This window comes from Mycobacterium sp. HM-7 (assembly GCF_053852335.1).
In genome coordinates this window covers 2,224,229-2,243,005 of record NZ_CM132657.1, presented here as the reverse complement: position 1 = coordinate 2,243,005, position 18,777 = coordinate 2,224,229, and the positions used below count along the sequence as shown (strand labels likewise).

19 protein-coding genes are annotated in these 18,777 nt (G+C 65.8%); 7 read left to right on the top strand and 12 right to left on the bottom strand.

From position 1 onward, the window contains the following. Window positions 1-4: 4 nt before the first annotated feature. The 5 genes from ACWW1C_RS10775 to ACWW1C_RS10755 form a co-directional block, all read right to left on the bottom strand. A complete protein-coding gene (locus ACWW1C_RS10775) occupies window positions 5-469 on the bottom strand; it encodes a hypothetical protein (RefSeq protein WP_455983417.1) in 465 nt (154 codons plus the stop codon). Window positions 470-471: 2 nt separating this feature from the next. Further along, entirely contained in the window at window positions 472-975 is a 504-nt protein-coding gene (locus tag ACWW1C_RS10770; RefSeq protein ID WP_455983416.1) for a DUF4383 domain-containing protein, read from the bottom strand. Between the two features lie 29 nt (window positions 976-1,004). Then, window positions 1,005-2,024: a zinc-dependent alcohol dehydrogenase gene (locus tag ACWW1C_RS10765; protein WP_455983415.1), complete on the bottom strand. Its 1,020-nt coding sequence runs from the start codon at window positions 2,022-2,024 to the stop codon at window positions 1,005-1,007. Between the two features lie 89 nt (window positions 2,025-2,113). Then, window positions 2,114-2,545 (bottom strand): tautomerase family protein, encoded by a 432-nt coding sequence (locus tag ACWW1C_RS10760; RefSeq protein ID WP_455983414.1) that lies wholly within the window; start codon window positions 2,543-2,545, stop codon window positions 2,114-2,116. Beyond that, entirely contained in the window at window positions 2,536-4,044 is a 1,509-nt protein-coding gene (locus ACWW1C_RS10755) for a flavin-containing monooxygenase (protein WP_455984230.1), read from the bottom strand. The genes ACWW1C_RS10760 and ACWW1C_RS10755 overlap by 10 nt, the downstream gene beginning before the upstream one ends. 97 nt (window positions 4,045-4,141) lie before the next feature. Between ACWW1C_RS10755 and ACWW1C_RS10750 the strand changes: the two genes are divergently transcribed. Next, on the top strand, window positions 4,142-4,723 hold the full coding sequence (locus tag ACWW1C_RS10750; RefSeq protein WP_455983413.1) for a TetR/AcrR family transcriptional regulator: 582 nt from the start codon (window positions 4,142-4,144) through the stop codon (window positions 4,721-4,723). Between the two features lie 21 nt (window positions 4,724-4,744). Here the strand turns inward: ACWW1C_RS10750 and dprA are convergent, their stop codons facing one another. From dprA to ACWW1C_RS10730, 4 genes are all read right to left on the bottom strand, one after another. Then, a complete protein-coding gene (dprA, locus tag ACWW1C_RS10745) occupies window positions 4,745-5,881 on the bottom strand; it encodes a DNA-processing protein DprA (RefSeq protein WP_455983412.1) in 1,137 nt (378 codons plus the stop codon). Next, window positions 5,878-7,386 carry a YifB family Mg chelatase-like AAA ATPase gene (locus tag ACWW1C_RS10740; RefSeq protein ID WP_455983411.1) on the bottom strand — a complete coding sequence of 503 codons (1,509 nt, stop codon included), beginning with the start codon at window positions 7,384-7,386 and terminating at the stop codon, window positions 5,878-5,880. The genes dprA and ACWW1C_RS10740 overlap by 4 nt, the downstream gene beginning before the upstream one ends. Then, the gene (locus ACWW1C_RS10735) at window positions 7,386-7,742 is read right to left on the bottom strand and encodes a YraN family protein (protein WP_455984229.1); all 357 of its coding nucleotides are present in this window, start codon (window positions 7,740-7,742) and stop codon (window positions 7,386-7,388) included. Before ACWW1C_RS10735 ends, ACWW1C_RS10740 begins: the two co-directional genes overlap by 1 nt. 140 nt (window positions 7,743-7,882) lie before the next feature. Beyond that, the gene (locus ACWW1C_RS10730) at window positions 7,883-8,296 is read right to left on the bottom strand and encodes a MerR family transcriptional regulator (RefSeq protein ID WP_455983410.1); all 414 of its coding nucleotides are present in this window, start codon (window positions 8,294-8,296) and stop codon (window positions 7,883-7,885) included. A 58-nt stretch (window positions 8,297-8,354) separates the two neighbouring features. Between ACWW1C_RS10730 and ACWW1C_RS10725 the strand changes: the two genes are divergently transcribed. The 3 genes from ACWW1C_RS10725 to ACWW1C_RS10715 all read left to right on the top strand — a co-directional run bounded on the left by ACWW1C_RS10725 (window position 8,355) and on the right by ACWW1C_RS10715 (window position 10,513). Beyond that, window positions 8,355-9,311, top strand: a complete 957-nt coding sequence (locus ACWW1C_RS10725; protein ID WP_455983409.1) for an oxidoreductase — start codon at window positions 8,355-8,357, stop codon at window positions 9,309-9,311. Window positions 9,312-9,473: 162 nt separating this feature from the next. Continuing rightward, a complete protein-coding gene (locus ACWW1C_RS10720; RefSeq protein ID WP_165605545.1) occupies window positions 9,474-9,641 on the top strand; it encodes a hypothetical protein in 168 nt (55 codons plus the stop codon). 104 nt (window positions 9,642-9,745) lie between these two features. Beyond that, a complete protein-coding gene (locus ACWW1C_RS10715) occupies window positions 9,746-10,513 on the top strand; it encodes a maleylpyruvate isomerase N-terminal domain-containing protein (protein ID WP_455983408.1) in 768 nt (255 codons plus the stop codon). Between the two features lies 1 nt (window position 10,514). On the opposite strand, the gene ACWW1C_RS10710 is transcribed toward ACWW1C_RS10715, so the two are convergent. Genes ACWW1C_RS10710 through ACWW1C_RS10700 form a run of 3 tightly spaced genes read right to left on the bottom strand, consistent with a single transcriptional unit; the run spans window position 10,515 to window position 14,120 of the window. Then, on the bottom strand, window positions 10,515-12,077 hold the full coding sequence (locus tag ACWW1C_RS10710; protein WP_455983407.1) for an acetolactate synthase large subunit: 1,563 nt from the start codon (window positions 12,075-12,077) through the stop codon (window positions 10,515-10,517). Window positions 12,078-12,120: 43 nt separating this feature from the next. Continuing rightward, window positions 12,121-12,921, bottom strand: coding sequence for an acyl-CoA thioesterase (locus ACWW1C_RS10705; protein WP_455983406.1), 801 nt, complete (start codon window positions 12,919-12,921; stop codon window positions 12,121-12,123). Beyond that, complete coding sequence (locus ACWW1C_RS10700) at window positions 12,918-14,120, bottom strand: CoA transferase (protein ID WP_455983405.1); 1,203 nt, start codon at window positions 14,118-14,120, stop codon at window positions 12,918-12,920. Before ACWW1C_RS10700 ends, ACWW1C_RS10705 begins: the two co-directional genes overlap by 4 nt. 113 nt (window positions 14,121-14,233) lie before the next feature. On the opposite strand from ACWW1C_RS10700, the gene ACWW1C_RS10695 reads away from it, so the two are divergent. From ACWW1C_RS10695 to ACWW1C_RS10685, 3 genes are all read left to right on the top strand, one after another. Further along, window positions 14,234-15,073, top strand: a complete 840-nt coding sequence (locus ACWW1C_RS10695) for an alpha/beta fold hydrolase (RefSeq protein ID WP_455983404.1) — start codon at window positions 14,234-14,236, stop codon at window positions 15,071-15,073. Window positions 15,074-15,343: 270 nt separating this feature from the next. Further along, a complete protein-coding gene (locus ACWW1C_RS10690) occupies window positions 15,344-16,780 on the top strand; it encodes a WS/DGAT/MGAT family O-acyltransferase (protein WP_455983403.1) in 1,437 nt (478 codons plus the stop codon). A 205-nt stretch (window positions 16,781-16,985) separates the two neighbouring features. After that, complete coding sequence (locus ACWW1C_RS10685) at window positions 16,986-18,749, top strand: ABC transporter ATP-binding protein (RefSeq protein ID WP_455983402.1); 1,764 nt, start codon at window positions 16,986-16,988, stop codon at window positions 18,747-18,749. The last annotated feature ends 28 nt before the right edge of the window (window positions 18,750-18,777 follow it).

Genomic DNA, 18,777 nt, shown 5'->3' with positions numbered 1-18,777 from the left:
ATCATCACGCTGTTCCGGAGACTTCCGGAATCAGCAGCGCGAAGAAGCACAAGAACCGCCATCTCCCCCGCACGCGATAGTGCGAGGTGGCCAGGAACCGCTCCGCATCGATTTGCACAAGTTCATCATGAAATCGCCTGATATACGAAGGATTATTTGGCCGGTCGTGGTCAAGGAACAGCACGTCGCGCTCGGCGAACAAGGATCTGCTCGTGCGTGCCGTGAACCGGTAGCAGCGGAGCTCGATACTCCCCAGCCCAATTCGATTCAATCCCGAAACGGTGTTGCCCGGCCCGAGGTCGAAAACCTTGCCCCGCCATAGCCGGGCCACGGCGGTGGCCGGACTCAACACCAATCCATCGGCGACACCGGTGAGCTGTTGCGGCAGCGGACACCACCCAGCACGATGCAAGCGGTGCAGGTCGGCATCGAGCAGAGAGGTAAGCCGTTGATCGGCACGCCGGCGCATCACTAGCGAGGACTCGCGCTCTCGGTGAATGTGTCAGCAGCTCCCGCGGATTCGGCCGCTGCCGGCGAAAAGCGGTCGTAAGACCAGACAAGAATCAGAATCAGTCCCTCAACCACGTGGACCCAGCTCCCGAAGACGTCGACACCCAGATGGTGGCGAACATCGCCGTCACCGAGAAGGCCCGCCAAGCCCCAAGCCACGTAGTAGAGGAATCCCCCGATTACGTAGGCGATCGACCACGAGCGCCGAAGAACCGCAGCCAGGCCGATGATCCCGGTGACGAAATGACACAGCGCGTGGCACAGGTTCACCGTCACCGGAATGATGCCGAATACCGTTGTGGTACAAGCATTCATGGGTTCGGACAGCATTGACGTGCAGGTGAGGTAAGCCGCAGGTCCGTTGCTGGTGAACCAGAAAGCCATGATCCACACGCCGAACTGCACCGGTGATGCGGTCAAGGCGATGGTGTACGCCAACATCCGGGCGCGAATAGTCAAAAGCATGGTTGCCTTCCTCACCGTTCCGTACCGAGTCAGCGATCGAGTACGAAAATGGGCTTGTGTCCTGCATTGGCTGAGGTGAGCACCTCCGGGATTTCATCCCACTGATAGACGCCACTGGTGACCAGTTCTGGGTGCAGCACGCCGGCGGCGACAGCATCCAGCGTGGGAGTCATGTTGGGCCGGGCGTGGCCCTTGCCATTGTGGAAGTGCACGCCGCGTAGATACAGCTGCAGCAACGGCAGCGTGACGTCACCGAAGTAGATTCCGACGCTGTTGACGTGCCCTTCGGGCATTACCGAGACCAACGCCTTCCGCAGTCGGTCGGGATCGCAGGACGCGTCGACCGCGAGGTGAAAGTTCTTCTCCCGCTTGCCGTTGATTTCCGCGACCTCGGCACCGAGCTGCTTTGCGACCGCCATGCGAGTGGGGTCGTCGTCGTAGTAAACGGTGCGTGCGCCGGCGCAGTGCACCGCGACGTCGACGCAATACAGTCCGATCGATCCGGTGCCGCCGAAGACCGCCACTTGGGGGTCGTCAACGCCGGAGATCGTCGGCATGACTGTCTCCCAGCCCAGCGCAAGGTTGTCGCCGATCGACGCCAGGTGGATGGGGTCGACACCCGCAGGCAGCAGCGCGAGGTTGTAGTCCGCGAAGGGCACCCGGATCAGTTCGGAAAACGTTCCGCCCCACCTACCGTTGATGGGCAGGCCGTATTGGGCATCGCCGTGGGCCAGACAACGTGCGGGATGCCCCAGCAGGCATTGGGCGCAGGTACCGCAGGCGATATGCCAGGCCACTCCGACCACGTCTCCGACAGCCACGGTGGTGCATTCCGGACCGACCTCGACAACGGTGCCGACACATTCGTGACCCAGCGGAAAGGGTCCGGCTCCCGAGAACGGGGTCTTGTCGGCGATGACGTGGTGATCGAGGTCGCAGGTGGTTGCGGCCAAAGGGCGTACCAGCGCATCGGTGGGATCGACGAGGGTCGGGGCGTCGACGTCGTCGAAGCGTAGTCGTCCGGGCTCGATGAACATCAGACTTCTCATAAGGTCTCCTTGCCATGGTCACGGTCAGCGGCGCGTGTGCCGATGAGCCGTATTACGTTGGTGGGAAGCGGTTTCCGAGATGGCAGCGCTTATGCTTGCGCGGCGCTGGACTGAGCCTTCGCCTTGAGCTCCTGGAATCGGATGACGGTGCCGCCGGCACCCCACGTGCCCTCGGGCTGGTCGTGGATCAGCACCCAGACCCTCAATGCCTCGGTAGCGGGGAAACCCGCGGCGTCGAGCACCTGCTCGGTTACTTCTTTGACCAGGCCGTCCTTGCGACGTTGAGAAAGTGCGCCTGCGGGAACAGTGACGTCGACGCGGACGCGCGGCAGGTCGTCCTCCAGTGCGAGGAAGCTGTCACCGGGCACTTCGTCGATCCGGCACCACGCCTGCGCACGGAAGAAGGCGGTATCGGGGGCACCCTCCCATTTCAGCAGCGTGGCAGCGAGCGTCTTCTGCAAGCGGCGACGGGTGACATCATCGAGAAGCTCAGCGGGAAGGGTCAATTGGATCATGGGCATGCGATTTCTCCTTTGGATGCGATCGGCGATGGAGGGATGTTGCGGTCCTGGCCGCCGGGCCCGGGCATGGGCACCAAACCCGCGTTGAAATCACTGCGCCGCAGCGACCACGAGTCGACCAGATAGTTCTGGTGGATACGCCATGGGGACCGGTCGCCCTGCTTGGGGAAAGCGGCGACTGACCGCTGCACGTAGCCCGAGGTCAGGCCGAACAGATCTCGTCGGTCCATGCCTTGTCTCGGCTGAGGTACGACAACCTGTGCACGTCGGGCCCGCATCCAGTTGAGGACGCTGCACACCAACCGGGACGACAGATCCGCACGCAACGTCCATGACGCGTTGGTGTAGCCGATGCAGAAGGCGAAGTTCGGGATACCCGAGACCATGGCGCCGTTCCAGACGAATTCGTCGGCGACGTCGATGATCTTGCCGTCCAAGGTGGGCTCGATCCCGCCGAAGGTCTGCATCTGCAGCCCTGTAGCGGTGACGACAAGGTCGGCCGGCAATACCCGTCCCGAACTCAACCGAATTCCTTCGGCGACAAAGGAGTCAATGGTGTCGGTGACGACCTCGGCGTGGCCGGCTTTGAGCGCTTTGAAGAAGTCTGCACTCGGCGCAGCGCACAGACGCTGATCCCACGGTTTGTACGTTGGGGTGAAGTGTTCGGCGACCGCACGCTCATCGCCGAGGATCCGCGTCGTCTGGGCGGTGAGGAGGCGGCGTGCCCGCCCTGGCAGCCGCTGGCAGAACTGATAGAAGCCGATGTTGAACGCGACGTTCTTGGCGCGGATCAGGCGATGCGCGAGACGTTCCGGAAGGCGGGCGCGCAGCCAATCAGCCCGCGCGTCACGGCTGGGGACTGCGCTGATCCAGGTGGGGCTGCGCTGCAGCATCGTGACATGCGTGGTCGGCGAGGCCATCGACGGCACTAGGGTCACCGCGGTGGCACCGCTGCCGATGACGACGATCCGCTTGCCGCTGTAGTCCAAGTCGTGTGGCCAGAACTGCGGATGCAGGATACGGCCCGCAAAGTCGTCCTGGCCCGGAAATGACGGCGCGTGGCCTGCGGCGTAGTCGTAGTACCCAGCACAGACGTACAGGAAGTCACACGTGAGCGAACTCTGCTCACCTGCCTGCTCAACGGTCAGCGTCCACACATGCTCGGCGCTGGACCAATCGGCCCCTACGACGCGTGTGTTGTAGCGGATGTGATCGTCGATGCCGAACTCGGCCGCCGTCTCACGGATGTAACGCAGAATCGACTCGCCGTCGGCGATCGACTTCGCGTCTTTCCATGGTTTGAAGGCGTAGCCAAGGGTGAACATGTCGGAATCCGAACGGATTCCGGGGTACCGGAACAGGTCCCACGTGCCGCCCACACTGTCGCGTGCTTCCAGAATCAAGTAGTCGCGATTCGGGCACTCGGTCTGCAGCCGATAGCCGGCACCGATTCCGGACAACCCTGCGCCGACGACGACAACGCCCACGTGAGCCGGCAGTGGTGGGCTTGCGACGTTCAACGTCAACCTCCTTATAACGATCGTTATAACTTCGTGCAACGGTAGACTATGGCGATCGTCATAGCAAGGAGGGTCCATGGCGGAGGACAGTCGCGGAAGACAACGGATGGTCGCCGGCGCGGCGGACATGATCAGCCGTCGCGGACTCAACGCGACCAGCGTGCGCGAACTCGCCAAGCACACCGACGCCCCGCTCGGGTCCACTTACCACTACTTCCCTGGCGGTAAGTACGACTTGGCGACGGCCGCCGTGCAATGGGCCGATGACCTCACCGTGAAAGTGCTCACCAAGGAACTGGCCGCAGGCCCGGAAGCAGGTCTGCAGGCTTTCCTGTCGATGTGGCGAAAGGTGGTCGTCGACAGCGACTTCCACGCCGGTTGTCCGGTACTGGCAGTGTCGATCGAAGACGTCCTCGACGAGGGCCACGCGGCTCCTCGCGACGCTGCGGCAGCGGCATTCGCGAGGTGGACGGCCCTGTTGGCCGACTCACTGCGCAACGCCGGTGCGGATTCGACCGCCGCCGAACAGATCGCGACCCTGATCGTCGCGTCCGTCGAAGGCACAGTTGCGATCTGTCGCGCGCAGCGCAGTATCGCCCCCTTGGATCACGTTGCCGCGCAGCTGGTTCAGGTGATCCGAGCGTCATTGCCTTCGTGAACGTGGCCAAAAGGCGCATTCTCAACCGGCCCGCCTGATCCGCCACTGCCCGTCCTGCTTCTCCACCAGACCGCTGATCTCCAGCAGCGCCAGCGGCCCGAGAACCCGTTCGGGCGGCAGCGCGGCGCCGACGGAGATCTGATCCAGGCTGCGGAAGCCCCGGGCCGGCAGCGCCTCGTACACCTGAAGCTGTTCAGCGGTCAGGTCATCCAGCGGCGTCACCGGATGGTCGGGTTCGTCGGCGAGTTCACCGATCCGCCCGATCAATTCGACGACCTGTTCGGCCCGGTCGACCAGCGCGGTGCGTCCGTTCCGGAGCAGGACGTGACATCCCGCCGACGCGGCCGACGTCACCGGTCCCGGTACCGCGCACACCCAGCGCCCCATCGCATCTGCCCACGCCGCAGTGTTGGCCGCCCCACTGCGCAAACCCGCCTCCACAACCACGGTGGCCCCGGAAAGCGCCGCCGCCAAGCGGTTTCGGGTCAAGAACCGGTACCGTGTCGGCCGCTCCCCCGGCGGATATTCGCTGAGCAACAACCCTGAAGTAGCCACCCGGTGCAGCAGCGCGGAATGCCCAGATGGGTACGGCACGTCGATACCCCCGGCGAGCACCGCCATGGTGACGCCATCCGACGCCAGCGCCGCGCGGTGGGCTGCCCCGTCGATGCCATAAGCACCGCCGGACACCACTGCGGCATCACGTTCGACGAGGCCCGCCGTGATCTCGGCAGCGACATGTTCGCCGTACGACGTGCAGGCCCTGGTGCCCACGACCGCGGCGGCGCGCTCGGCGATGTCATCGAGCCGGGCCGGGCCGAGTGCCCACAGCACCATCGGCGGATAACCCGACGATCGCTCCCTCACCGCCTTGTTCGCGAACGCAACGAATGACAGGTACGGCCACTCGTCGTCGTCGGGAGTGATCAGCCGTCCACCGCGGCGATCGAGAATCTCCAAATCCCTTGCCGCACAGTCGACCTGTCGGCGCGCGGCGACACTGCCGGTCAGTTCCTTGTCCTCCTGACCACGGCGAATCATGTCCGCCACCTCGACCGGTCCCCGGTCAGCCACCAATTGGGTCAGCCGCGGGCACGGCGGCTCGACCACACGCGACAGGTATGCCCACGCCTGTCGTTCCACATCGTCGTCACTCATCGCACATCTCCCTCACGGAAACTCAACGCCGTGCTGACGTCTTCGAGATTGGGTGAATTTCGGCCCCTCAGGTCGGCCAGAGACCACGCGACGCGCAACGTGCGGTCGACGCCGCGGATACTCAGTCGCCCGGAATCGAGCGACTTGCGCAGCGGCTCCATCGCATCCCGGCTCAGCCGAAATCTGCGGCGCAGCACCGGCCCCGGCACCTCTGCGTTGGTGCGGACCCCGACCTCCCGCCACCGCTCGGCGGCGGCGGCCCGGGCGGTGGCGACTCTGGCGCGGACAGCGCTGGTGGATTCGGCGGCGTGATCGCCGAAGGCCCCCGCGAGTACCGGATGCATATCGACGCGCAGGTCGACCCGGTCCATCAATGGGCCCGACAACTTGCCCAGATACCGGCGACGGTCAGCCGACGGACAGACGCAGTCCCTCGGATTCGGTGGGGCGCACGGGCAGGGATTTGCGGCCAAAACGAGCTGGAACCGAGCCGGATAGCACGCCACGCCGTCACGACGGGCCAACCGAATCTGGCCTTCCTCCAACGGGGTTCGTAATGCCTCGAGCACACTGACCCCGATCTCGGCGCACTCGTCGAGGAACAGCACGCCGCGGTGTGACCGGCTGATCGCACCGGGCCGCGCCATCCCCGAGCCACCGCCGACCAACGCCGAGACAGTCGAGGTGTGATGTGGCGCCACGAACGGCGGTCGGGTGATCAGCGGCGTGTCGCCCGTGAGCAGACCCACCACCGAGTGGATGGCGGTGACCTCCAGCGCCTCGTCGTCGGTCAGGTCGGGCAACAATCCCGGCAGCCGTTGCGCCAACATCGTCTTCCCGATGCCTGGCGGCCCGGTGAGCATCAGATGATGGGCGCCCGCAGCAGCGATCTCCACTGCCCATCGGGCTTGGGTCTGACCGACCACGTCGGCGAGATCGACGCTGTCGGCGGTGGCCGGCGCCGCAGTGTCAACGCGCTCGTCCAGAGCGGCCTTCCCGTTGAGCCACGCCTGCAGCTGACCGAGCGTGCGGACGCCCCACACCTCGATGCCGTCGACCAGACTGGCCTCGGCCAGATTCTCCGCAGGCACCACCACCGACGGCCAGCCCTCGCGCTTGGCGGCCATGACGGCAGGCAGCACGCCCTTGACCGGGCGCACCCGGCCGTCGAGCGCCAGCTCGCCCAGCAGGACCGTCTTTTCCAGCCGTCCCCAGTGCGTCTTCAGATGCGCCGACAGAACCGAACAAGCGATGGCCAGGTCGTACATCGATCCACCTTTCGGCAGGGTGGCCGGCGACAGCCCGAGAGTGAGCCGTGACATCGGCCAGCTGTTGCCACAGTTGGTGATCGCGGCCCGGACCCGATCTCGCGATTCCTGCAGTGCCGCGTCGGGCAGGCCGACCAGATGCACTCCCGGCAGCCCCGAGGTGATGTCCGCCTCGATCTCGACCATGACCCCATCCAGGCCGCGGATGGCCACCGAGTAGGCCCGTCCCAACGCCATCAGCCGATACCTTTGAGGTGCACCAGTTCGGGCTGTCGGCCACCGAGGCGCACGCCGACCACATCGATCCGAACGGCGGACCAGCGGGAGTCCTGCTCGGCGAGCCAGACACTCGCCAGCCGCCGCAACCGACGGGCCTTCTCGGGCGTCACCGCTTCCTCGATACCGCCGAACTCGTTGGTGGTGCGGGTCTTCACCTCGACGAAAACCACGGCACAGTGGTCCCTTTCGGTGGCGATGACGTCGAGTTCACCCCACCGGCAGCGCCAGTTACGGGCCAGGACCGTCATCCCCAGCGAGATCAGGTGGTCGACCGCAAGTTGTTCGCCGAGCGCTCCGATCTCGGCCCGGGTCATGCGTGGTGGTGTGTTCATGCCGCCACCGTGGCCGGTGCCACCGACAGATCAGGCGGCGAAGACCACCGGATCCGGCGCCAGGGAGTCAGTTATGCACAGTGCGCGATTCATCCACAGGACGGGCCATTCGCTGGGGTGGGTCAGCGCTGGGCAGCGGTGGGGTCCCAGAGCCCGTGTGCCGAGGAATCTTCGACTTGCGTCTGGTAGATCGCCACTTTCGTTTCGATGACGTCAAGGCAGTGCTGGAGGCTGGCCAGTTGCGCTCGGACATGCGCTTCGTGTTTACGGAGGAGCTCCAGGCGTTGGGCTTCGTTACCTGGCCCCTGCCGTACCAGGGCGGCGAATTCGGCAAGTTGGGCCAACGGCATTCCCGACTCGCGCAGTCGGACGCAGATCGCCAGCCATTCGATGTCGGTCTGGGTGTAGCGGCGGCGGCCGGAGCTGTTCCTTGTGACTTCACTGACCAGTAGGTTCTCGCGTTCGTAGAACCTGAGGGTGTGGACGCTCAGGCCCGTGCATTTTGCTACGTGCCCGATCGTAAAAGTTTGTGTCATAAGAGCATTCATCCCCGCGGGTTGACCTAGAGGACACTCTAGATCCTAGCGTGGCGGCATGACCGAAACCACCACACAGCACCCCATCGCCTCGGGGTTCGGGCCTCACTCGAGCAGTCAGGACGTCATGGGCGGCGTGGACCTCGCCAACACTGTGGCCGTCGTCACGGGCGGCTATTCAGGCTTGGGCCTGGAGACCACCTACCATCTGGCACACGCAGGTGCGCACGTCATTGTCCCCGCCCGCCGTGTCGATGTCGCCGGCCGCGCTCTCGACCATCTCGGCGACTCCGTCACGGTGCTCCACGCCGACCTTGCCGACCTCGATTCGGTGTCCGCGTGCGCGCAGCGCATCCGCGACGCGTGGCCCGAGATCGACCTGTTCATCGGCGCTGCCGGCATCATGGCCACTCCGCTGCAGCGGGTAGGTCCGGGTTGGGAGAGCCAATTCGCCGTCAACCACCTCGGCCACTTCACGTTCGTCGCTGACCTGTGGCCCGCCTTGGTAGGTGGCAACGCCCGGATGATCGCGTATTCGTCCGCTGGGCACCATATTTCGGACATCCGTTGGGATGATCCGCATTTCACCACCGGCTATGACAAGTGGGAGGCCTACGGTCAGGCGAAAACGGCCAACATCTTGTTCGCTTTGCACCTGGACTCGCTCGCGACGGGCACGGGCGTGCGCGCATTTTCTCTGCATCCTGGTTCCATCCTCACTCCGTTGCAAAGACACCTCGAGTCAGCCGAAATGATCGATCGCGGCTGGATTGACGAGCAGGGCAAAGCCGCAGACCCGACGTTCAAGACCGTGTCCCAGGGCGCCGCAACAGGTCTATGGGCGGCGACCAGCCCGCAGCTGGCAACCCGCGGTGGTCTGTACCTCGAGGATTGCGACGTCGCGGGCCCGGCCGGCGCGGATGGCACCGGGGTGAAGTTCTACGCGGTGGACCACGACAACGCAGCCCACCTCTGGGACCTCAGTGTGGCGCTGACGGGCCGTGACCTGAACTGACCTCTGCCCGAACGGCTCTGCCCCAGTCGGCTTCGTGCCCGCAAAGACTGATTACTGCCGGAGGACGATCAATTGCTGCCAACGCCCCATCTGCAGAAATACCCCGAGCGCCTGTCCCGTTGAACCGAGCATCAAAGCTTCGGATACAAGGAGTTGGGGACAATGAAGAAGCTCGGAATCGCCGCACTGGTGGCAAATGGATTGGCAGCAGCCGTCTTGGGTTTGGCCGCGCCGGCATCGGCGGACTACTCGCACCACGACTGGGTCAACGACATCCACCCGCGCGCCGAAGCGCCGCAGGTCGACAACAGCGTGCACCAAAGCCGCTGACCATCAGAGAAATTCGGGGCCTCTCACAAGGGGGCCCCGAATTTTTTTGCGTACCGGCCCCAAGTTCGGCGTTCACCGAACCGATTGCGGGGTACCGATGACGTATGGACACCGTCGACATCGACCGCCTCCCCGAATTCGCACCATTCGCCGAGGCCGTACAACGACGCAACCCGCAGACCGGCACCTGGTGCGAGGCCTGGACCGTGCGCGACATCGTCATCCACCAGACCGGCAACGCCGAAGAACTCGCCCGCGTGCTTGAGGGGCACCTCACCGGTGAACCCGTCGACACCCGCAGGTTCGAGGAGCGTGAGCGGCCGTACCGGGCGATGAACGATGCCGAGCTATGGGCGGCGTTCAACGAACGCGTGGCGCACCTCGGCAGAGTCGTTGCCGCCGCTGACGAGCTGCCCGCTGACACCGATGTTGCCTGGACCGGCCGCACCATGAAGGCACCGTGGTTCGCCGAGCACATGCGCGAAGAACTGGTCCTGCACAGCTGGGACATCACGGGCGACGACGCAGCCGCGCGAAGCCGGCTGGCCGAGCAATGGATGACAGACCACAGCGTCCGCGCCGTCGGCGTGCCCTTGTTGCGGCGCGGACGCGAGAGCCTGGCGCTGCACGACGGGGAACGGATCGAGGCACGAGTCCGAGTGTCCGGCGACGACGACGTCGTGATTACCGCCGACGCCGAGAACACCGCGATCACGCTGGCCCCGCCCGAGGGAGCGGCGACCATCGAGACCGATGCGGCGACGCGGGTGCTGCTCCTGTGGGGACGTCGGCCCGCCGACCCGGGACGAATCCGCAGTGCCGTCGGCCCACTCGAACTGGGCCGGCTGCGCACGCTGCTCAGTGGCTACTGACCTACAACAGAGCCGGCACCGCGGCGTCGATGAGGTACGGCCCCGGGGTGGCATAGCCGACGCGCAGTAGCTCAGCCAATTCCGCGGTGGTCGTCGCCTTGGCCGAGGGCACCCCCATGGCCGCCGCCAATGCCGCGAAATCCGTCGTCGGGCCCGAAAGGTCCAGCATCGCCGCGGCTTTCGGCCCGCTCGCTTCCGCCCCGACGCGCTGCAGCTCCATCCGCAGGATGGCGTAGGCGGCATTGTTGAGGAGCACCGTCACCACGTCGAGCTGCTCGTGCGCCATGGTCCACAACGCCGAAATCGTGTACATGGCACTGCCATCGGCCTGCAGACACAGCACCGGACGATCCGGACGGGCCACCGCGGCGCCGACCGCATTCGGCAATCCGAAGCCGATGGCCCCGCCGGTCAGGGTGAGCAGGTCGTGCCGCGGCGCGCTCATCGTGGCCTGGGGCAGGAGGAATCCGCTGGTGTTGGACTCGTCCACCACGATCGCGTCGGTCGGCAGCGTCGCAGCCACCACGTCGACCCAGTTCTGCGTCGTCAGCGCCGAATCTGCCGGCAGCTCCGGAGTTTTCAGCTCGGTCAGCAGCGGCGCGGTATCCGCTGCGACCGCATCGGCGAGTTCTTCCAGACGCGCGACGACGTCTCCACTCACGGTGTGCACCTGACAGCCACCGGGCACCAGGTCACTCGCCTTGCCGGGGTAGGCGAAGAACGACACCGGGGACCGGGCACCGGCCAGCACCAGGTGCTCGGCGCCGGTCAGCTGAAACTGGGCGGCTTCGGCGAGATACGCCAGTCGTTCGAAGTTGGGCCGGCCGGCGCCGCGTTCGAGCCTGGCCGGGAACGTCTCGATCAACACCTTTGTCCCGGTGGCCTGGGCGATCCGACTCGCCGCGCGAAGGCCGCGGTCGCGGCATGCCGCGCTGCCCAGCAGCATCACGGTGCCGGCTCCGAAGGCCTCGACACCGGCGTCGAGCAGTTCGTGTTCATCCGGGTCGACACCGGCGCGATAGTCGAACGGCGCCGCACCCGCAACCGGCTCCCCCGCCGCCGGTTCGGCGCCTTCGGTCCACGAGACGTCGGCCGGCAGGATCAGGGTGGCTACCTGTCCTTGCTGCGCGGCTTCGATCGCGGCCACTGCGTCGCCGGCGATGTCGGCCAATTTCTCGCATCGGCGTACCCATCCGGACACGGTGCCCGCCATCGCGTCGATGTCGGATTCCAGTGGTGCGTCGTACTTCTTGTGGTTGAGCGCGTGATCGCCGACGACGTTGACCATCGGCGAGTAGGCCCGACGGGCGTTGTGCAGATTGGCGATACCGTTGCCCAGGCCGGGTCCCAGGTGCAACAGGGTCGCCGCGGGCTTCTCGGCCATGCGGGCATAGCCATCGGCGGCCCCGGTGACCACACCCTCGAAAAGGCAGAGCACGCCGCGCATCTCGGGCACCGCATCGAGTGCTGCGACGAAATGCATCTCGCTGGTGCCGGGATTACCGAAGCAGACGTCGACACCGGCGTCGACCAGTGTGCGGATCAGTGCCTGTGCGCCGTTCATCGTTCTCCTTCGAGGTGCCCTCAGCGGCCTGCCGACGACGGTACTACCGGTCCGCGATCAAGCCTTCCTGCACCAGCGTCGCGACGCGGGTCCCGGCCGCATCGACCAGACTGCCGGTGATCACGCCACGTCCCCGGCCCGCGGCCGGGGAACGCGATTCCAGCAGGTTCCACCGATCTGCCCGGATCGGGTGGTGGAACCAGATCGAGAAATCGGTGGTCCCACTGCGGTGGGTGCGCGCCTGCATGGAATGTCCGTGCACCTGGAGTGCCGGGTCGATACCGTAAAGATCCGTCACGTAGCAGGCAATCATCATGTGCGGCAACTGTTCTGCCGGCATGGGCACCGTGGCGCGCCACCACATCCGTCGGACGAATTCGCCCGAAGACCGGTCGTCGACGATCCGGATGTCGATCTCGTCGAGCGGCACAGCGGGTGCCGGTCCCGGCGGGCCGGTCACCGGCAACAGCTCGGGATCCTCTGGCAGCGAACATGATTCATCGTGCTCGGGACCCGCCAGGTCCACCGAGAAGGACACCGTCGCGACAGTCAGCAGCCGCCCGGCCTGGCAGGCTTCGACCCGCCGCGCCGCCGCGGTCCGTCCGTCGTACACCCGCGTCACCGCGTAGTCGGTGGCTTGGCCGGCCTCTCCGCCGCGCAGGTATTGCAGGTGCATGGCGGTCGGGCGCATCGCCGCAGTCACGGTCCGGCACGCCGCGGACAGGCTCTGCGCCATGAGCAGGCCACCGAAGGCGCGCTTGCCGTCCGGTCCCCCGGCCTCGCCGACCCAGGCGTCGGCCCCGTCTCCAGGCGACACCCTCAACAGATCGGGCAGCACGGTCATGCCACGGTCCCCGCTTCTGTCAGCCGGGCGACGTGGGCCTCGGTGAGTCCGAGCAGTTCGGTCAACACCGCGGTGGTGTCGTCGCCGAGCGCCGGCGCCGGCTGCGCGGGCGGGTATTCACCGTCGATCCGCAGCGGCAGTCCCGGTGCCAGATAGCGACCGATGCGGGGCTGGTCGAGTTCGGTGAACAGAGGGTTGTCGGTCACCTTGGGGCTCGCGGCCACCTCGCTGAAGTCGCGGTAGCGCTCCCACAGGATCGACGTCGCACCCAGCGCCGCGGCGATCTGCTCGCCGGTGTGCGCGCAGAACCAGACGGTGAACAAGCCGGTGAGCGCGTCGCGGTGGAGGTAGCGCTGTCCTTCGTCGGCGAAGTCCGCACCGAGTGACTCTGACAGCGCGGCAACAGCTTTCGCCGTACCTGTCACCTCGACGAGGTCCCGGAAGTGCCGACCGGTCAGCGCGACGATCATGAACGCGGCCCCGTCGGAGCTGACGAACTGCTGGCCGTACTGCCCGAAGATCGAGTTGCCGATGCGCTCGCGGCCCACGCCGTTGACCATCACCTCGGTCAGGAAGCTCAGATTGCCTGCGGTCGCCAGGGCGACGTTCTCCAACGGAATGCTGACCCGCTGCCCCTGGCCGCTGATGTCGCGGTGCCGCAGCGCCGCCGACACCGCCAGCGCCAGGTAGAGGCCGCAAGACACGTCCCAGGCCGCCAGCACGTGGTTCACCGGGGTCTGCAGCTCGGAGGGACCGGTGACCAGTGGAAAGCCCAGCCCGGCGTTGACCGTGTAATCGACGGCCGTGCCGCCGTCGGCCCGGCCGGACACTTCTGCGTGGATCAGGTCGGGCCGCAGTGCGGAGAGGCTCTCGTATGAGTGCCATGGCCGGCCCGCAACATTGGTGATGAAGACACCGGCGTCGACGATCAGCCGGGTGACCAGATCCTGCCCCTCCGGTGACCTCAGGTCGACCGCGACCGACCGCTTGCCCTTGTTGAGGCCGGCCCAGTAAATGCTCTCGCCGTCATCGGTGACCGGCCAGCGGTGGTAGTCGGCGGCGCCGCCGACCGGATCGACCCTGATGACCTCGGCCCCGAGCTGCGTCAGTGTCATCCCCGCCAGGGGCACTGCGACGAAACTGGAGATTTCGACGATGCGCACACCCGCCAGCGGACGCGCAGACTCCGGGACGGTCATCTGGACACCATAAAGGCCGTACGCGGCACAATCGGGCGCCCCCGGGCACGTCGTGTTCCGCCGGACGGGAGGCGGTGGTCACCGCGTGACAATCACACCGTAATTTGGAACGTATGACTGAGCTGAAGGAAGTCCAGACCGAGCGCGGCACCCTGCGCTATTACGACGAGGGTAGCGGCCCTGTAGTGCTGTTTCTCCACGGTTCGGGCCCGGGCGTCACAGGGTGGCGCAACTTCCGCGGCATCCTGCCGACCTTCGCGGCGCACTTCCGCTGCCTGATCCTGGAGTTCCCCGGCTTCGGCGTCAGCGACGACTTCGGCGGCCACCCGATGATCGACGCCCAGTCCGCCGTCGTGCCCTTCCTCGACGCGCTCGGGATCGAGAAGGTGGACATCGTCGGCAACTCGATGGGCGGCGGCGTCGGCATCAACTTCGCGATCAACAATCCCGACCGCATCGGCAAGCTGGTCACCATCGGCGGCATCGGTACGAACATCTTCAGCCCCGGCCCGTCGGAGGGCATCCGGCTGCTGCAGGAGTTCACCGAGGATCCGACCCGGCAGCGCCTGATCGACTGGCTCAACTCGATGGTCTACGACGAGAAGATCGTCACCGAAGAGCTGATCGAAGAACGCATGAAGCTGGCCTCCGATCCCGAGACGCTGGAGTCGGCTCGCCGGATGTACGGCAAGGCCGCCTTCAAGATGATGATGAAGTTCATGCGGTCGGCCGACGCGCCGCCACAGCCGTGGGCGCAGATGCACAAGGTGAAGGCGCCGACGCTGCTGACCTGGGGTCGCGACGACCGCGTGAGCCCGCTCGACATGGCGCTGATCCCCATGCGCACCATCTCCAACGCCGAGCTCCACGTGTTCCCGAACTGCGGGCACTGGGCCATGATCGAGGCCAAGGAGGCTTTCGAGAGCACCGTGCTGGGCTTCCTGCAGCGCTGATCTTCTCCCCGAGCGGCCGCGTCCGCACGCCGATAGATGGTGTGCGGTACGCGGCCGCTGTCGTCGGTCATGCGAATCTGCCGAATATATTGTCCGGCTTACCAATTGACCGTCCTGGAACATTTGGCCACCTGCCGAGACGCCGGGTGACGTTGTGCACCAACGTGATCGCCGATGCACGACGCACGGAGCCAACCCTCACACGCCGAAGTTCGTACCAATCGGCCGATTTCGAGCCGACTCCTCCGCGAGCGCCCTAGGATCAGGCCCATGAATCGCTTGTCCGGTGCTGACGCAACCTTCTGGTTCGCGGAAACCAACAGTTGGCATATGCACGTCGCGGCATCTTCGATCTACGACCCCACGGACGCACCGGATTTCAGCTTCGAGTCGATGAAAGCGCTTGTCGCCGCCCGCCTGCCCGAGATGCCGCAATTGCGCTGGCGAGTCACCGGCGCGCCACTCGGCCTCGACCGACCGTGGTTCGTCGAGGACGAGGAACTCGATATCGACTTCCACGTGCGCCACATCGCAGTACCGGCCCCGGGCGGCCGCCGCGAACTCGACCAGCTGGTGGGACGTTTGATGTCCTACAAACTCGACCGGTCCAGACCACTGTGGGAACTCTGGTTCATCGAAGGCGTCGAAGGCGGCCGCGTCGCGGTGCTGATGAAGATGCACCACGCCATCATCGACGGCGTTTCGGGAGCGGGCCTCGGCGAGATTCTGCTGGACCTCACGCCCACTCCGCGGCCGCCGGCCGCCGAACCGACCCGGTCACTGGTCGGTGTCAAGGCACCCGGGATGGAATTGCAGGCCTTGGGCGGACTGATCAACATCGGCATCAAGACGCCCTACCGGATCGCGCGCTTCCTGGAACAGACCGTGCGACAGCAGATCGCGGCGCTCGGCGTCGCCAACAAACCGCCCGGCATCTTCGACGCGCCGCCGACGCGGTTCAACGGCCCGATCTCACCGCACCGCCGAGTGAGCAATTCCGGTGTCTCCCTGGAACGCGTCAAAGCGGTCAAGGAAGCATTCGGGGTGAAGGTCAACGATGTCGTGCTGGCACTGGTCTCGAGTGCCATGCGGACCTACCTGGAAGACCGCGGCGAGCTGCCCGAGAAGTCGCTCATCGCGCAGGTTCCGGTGTCGACCCGCACCGAGAGCTCCAGCAACCAGGTGGGCAACCAGGTCAGTGCCATGGCGGTCTCGCTGGCGTCCGACGTCGTCGACCCCGCCGAGCGGATCAAAGCCATCTACGCCAGCTCCCAGAGCGCCAAGGAAATGGCCAAAGCCCTGACGGCGCACCAGATCATGGGGTTGACCGACACCACGCCGCCCGGTCTGGTCGCCCTGGCTGCCCGGGCATACACCGCGAGCAAGCTCGGCGGCACCCTGAAGCCGATGAACCTCGTCGTGTCCAACGTGCCCGGGCCGCCCGTGCCGCTCTACATGGACGGCGCGGTCCTCGAGCAGATGATGCCGATGGGCCCCTTGCTGATGGACGTCGGACTCAACGTCACCTGCTTCAGCTACCGCGACCGGATCGACTTCGGCTTCGTCACTACACCCGAGATGGCGAACGACATCGACGCCATGGCCGACGCCATCGAACCGGCACTCCTCGAACTTGAGATTGCGGCCGGCCTCGTCGAGCGCGAGCCCGCACCCGCCCGCAAGCAGGCCCCGAAGGGACGCAGCTAGCCCCCCCCCCCCCGATTGGCTGCAAAAGTCTGGCCGGGTGGCGGATGGCGGCCGCGACCCCGACGCGGCAGACTCGGTCACCGAGTGCCCCCGAACTCGGCACGCGTACACCGCAGCTTCATAGTCGAGAGCACGATGGTGACCGTCACGGGCGCAAGACCTCTGCCGGAGTTATCCGTCTGCAGCCCATCTCATTTGGATCAACATGCATTTCCTCGCCACCCCTCGCTTCGAGCGCCTACACGTACTGTGGTCGTTCGCCGCCCCGCACCGCACCAGGCTTGCAATCGGCCTCGTACTGGGCCTCATGGCCTCCGCCGCCGGTTTGGCGAGCCCCATGATCACCAAGGTCGTGTTGGATTCGCTGGGCACAAAAGCTCCTCTCATCCTCCCGGTCGTGGCCCTCGTCGGCCTGTTGATGTTCAGCGCCGTCATCGCCTACGTGGAATCGATTCTGCTCGCGACCGTCGGTGAGCGGATAGTGCTCGACGCCCGTAAGAGCTTGGTACACAGGTTCTTACGAGCGACCGTACCCGCCATCAGCAGCCATCGGCCCGGCGAGCTGGTCAGCCGCGTCACCTCTGACACAGTGTTGCTGCACGAGGCGTCGGCGAGCATCAACGGTTTGATCAACGGCACCGTGATGCTGACGGGCACGTTCGTGCTGATGGCAGTGCTCGATATCCCGCTACTTGCCACCACACTGGTCACAGTCGCCGTCGTAGCCGCGCTCTTCGCCGCCCTGATGCCCGGCATCGCCACTGACCAGCAACAAGCGCAGCATCACCTCGGAAAAGTGGGCGGCCTTCTCGAGGGCACCGTGCGCGCCATCCGCACCGTGAAAGCCTGCCGGGCCGAAGAACGCCAGGCGGACCAAATAATCGTCGAGGCCGACGCCTCCACCCACCACGCGATCCGTGCCGCTCGCCGCGAGTCCCTGGCCTGGACGATCGCCACGGCCGGGGCCAACCTCGCGATCGTGGTCGTCTTGGCGGTGGGCGCATGGCGGGTCAGCGAGAACGCGATGGCGCTGTCCAGCCTGATTGCCTTCCTGCTCTACGCATTCGGGCTCATCGATCCCATCACCGAGTTGTCCCACAACGTCACGACGCTCCAGGCAGGCATCGCAGCAGCAGGGCGTATCCGTCAAGCCGAGACCATCACCACCGAATCCGATACGGCCGCAGTCTCGTTCGAGTCCGAGACACCCACCGGTGACGCACCGGTCCTGGAGTTTCGTTCGGTGACTGCCGGCTACCCAAGCACATCCCCGACGGTCCGCGACGTCAACCTGATCGTCGCGCGGTGCGGGCACACCGCGATCGTCGGACCTTCCGGCGCGGGAAAGACGACAATGCTCGCGCTGATCATGCGGTTCCTCGAGCCGGAGCACGGCGAACTGCTCCTCAACGGCCGTCCCTACCAGGCGTACACCCACGCCGACCTCCGGGCACGAATGGCATTCGTCGAGCAGGACACCCCCATCGTTCCGGGAACGATCCGCGACAATCTGCTCTACGCATTTCCCGACGCTTCGGAGGCCGAACTGCATGCCGTGCTGCGGGAGGTCCGATTGGCCGAGGAGATAGCCGAACTCGAACACGGTCTCGGCACCGATCTCAACTCGTCAGCGGTCTCGACCGGCCAGCGACAGCGCATCGCACTGGCACGAGCCCTGTTGCAGCCGTCAGATGTTCTGTTACTCGACGAGGCGACGGCACACCTGGACGGCTTGACCGAGACTGCAATAGCCGCCTGCATCCGTCAGCGCGCACGCAAACAGGCCGTCATCACCGTCGCCCACCGACTCTCCACAGTCATCGACGCTGACAACATCATGGTCATGGAACGCGGCCGAATCCGCGCGCACGGCACGCACCGAGACCTGATTGCCGGCGACGAGATGTATCGCAGCCTCGTCAACGCCATGAACGTTGCCGATCCGACGGCTTGCCCGGTCGGCGGGTGACAACCCATCCACCCGGCTGAGCTGTATG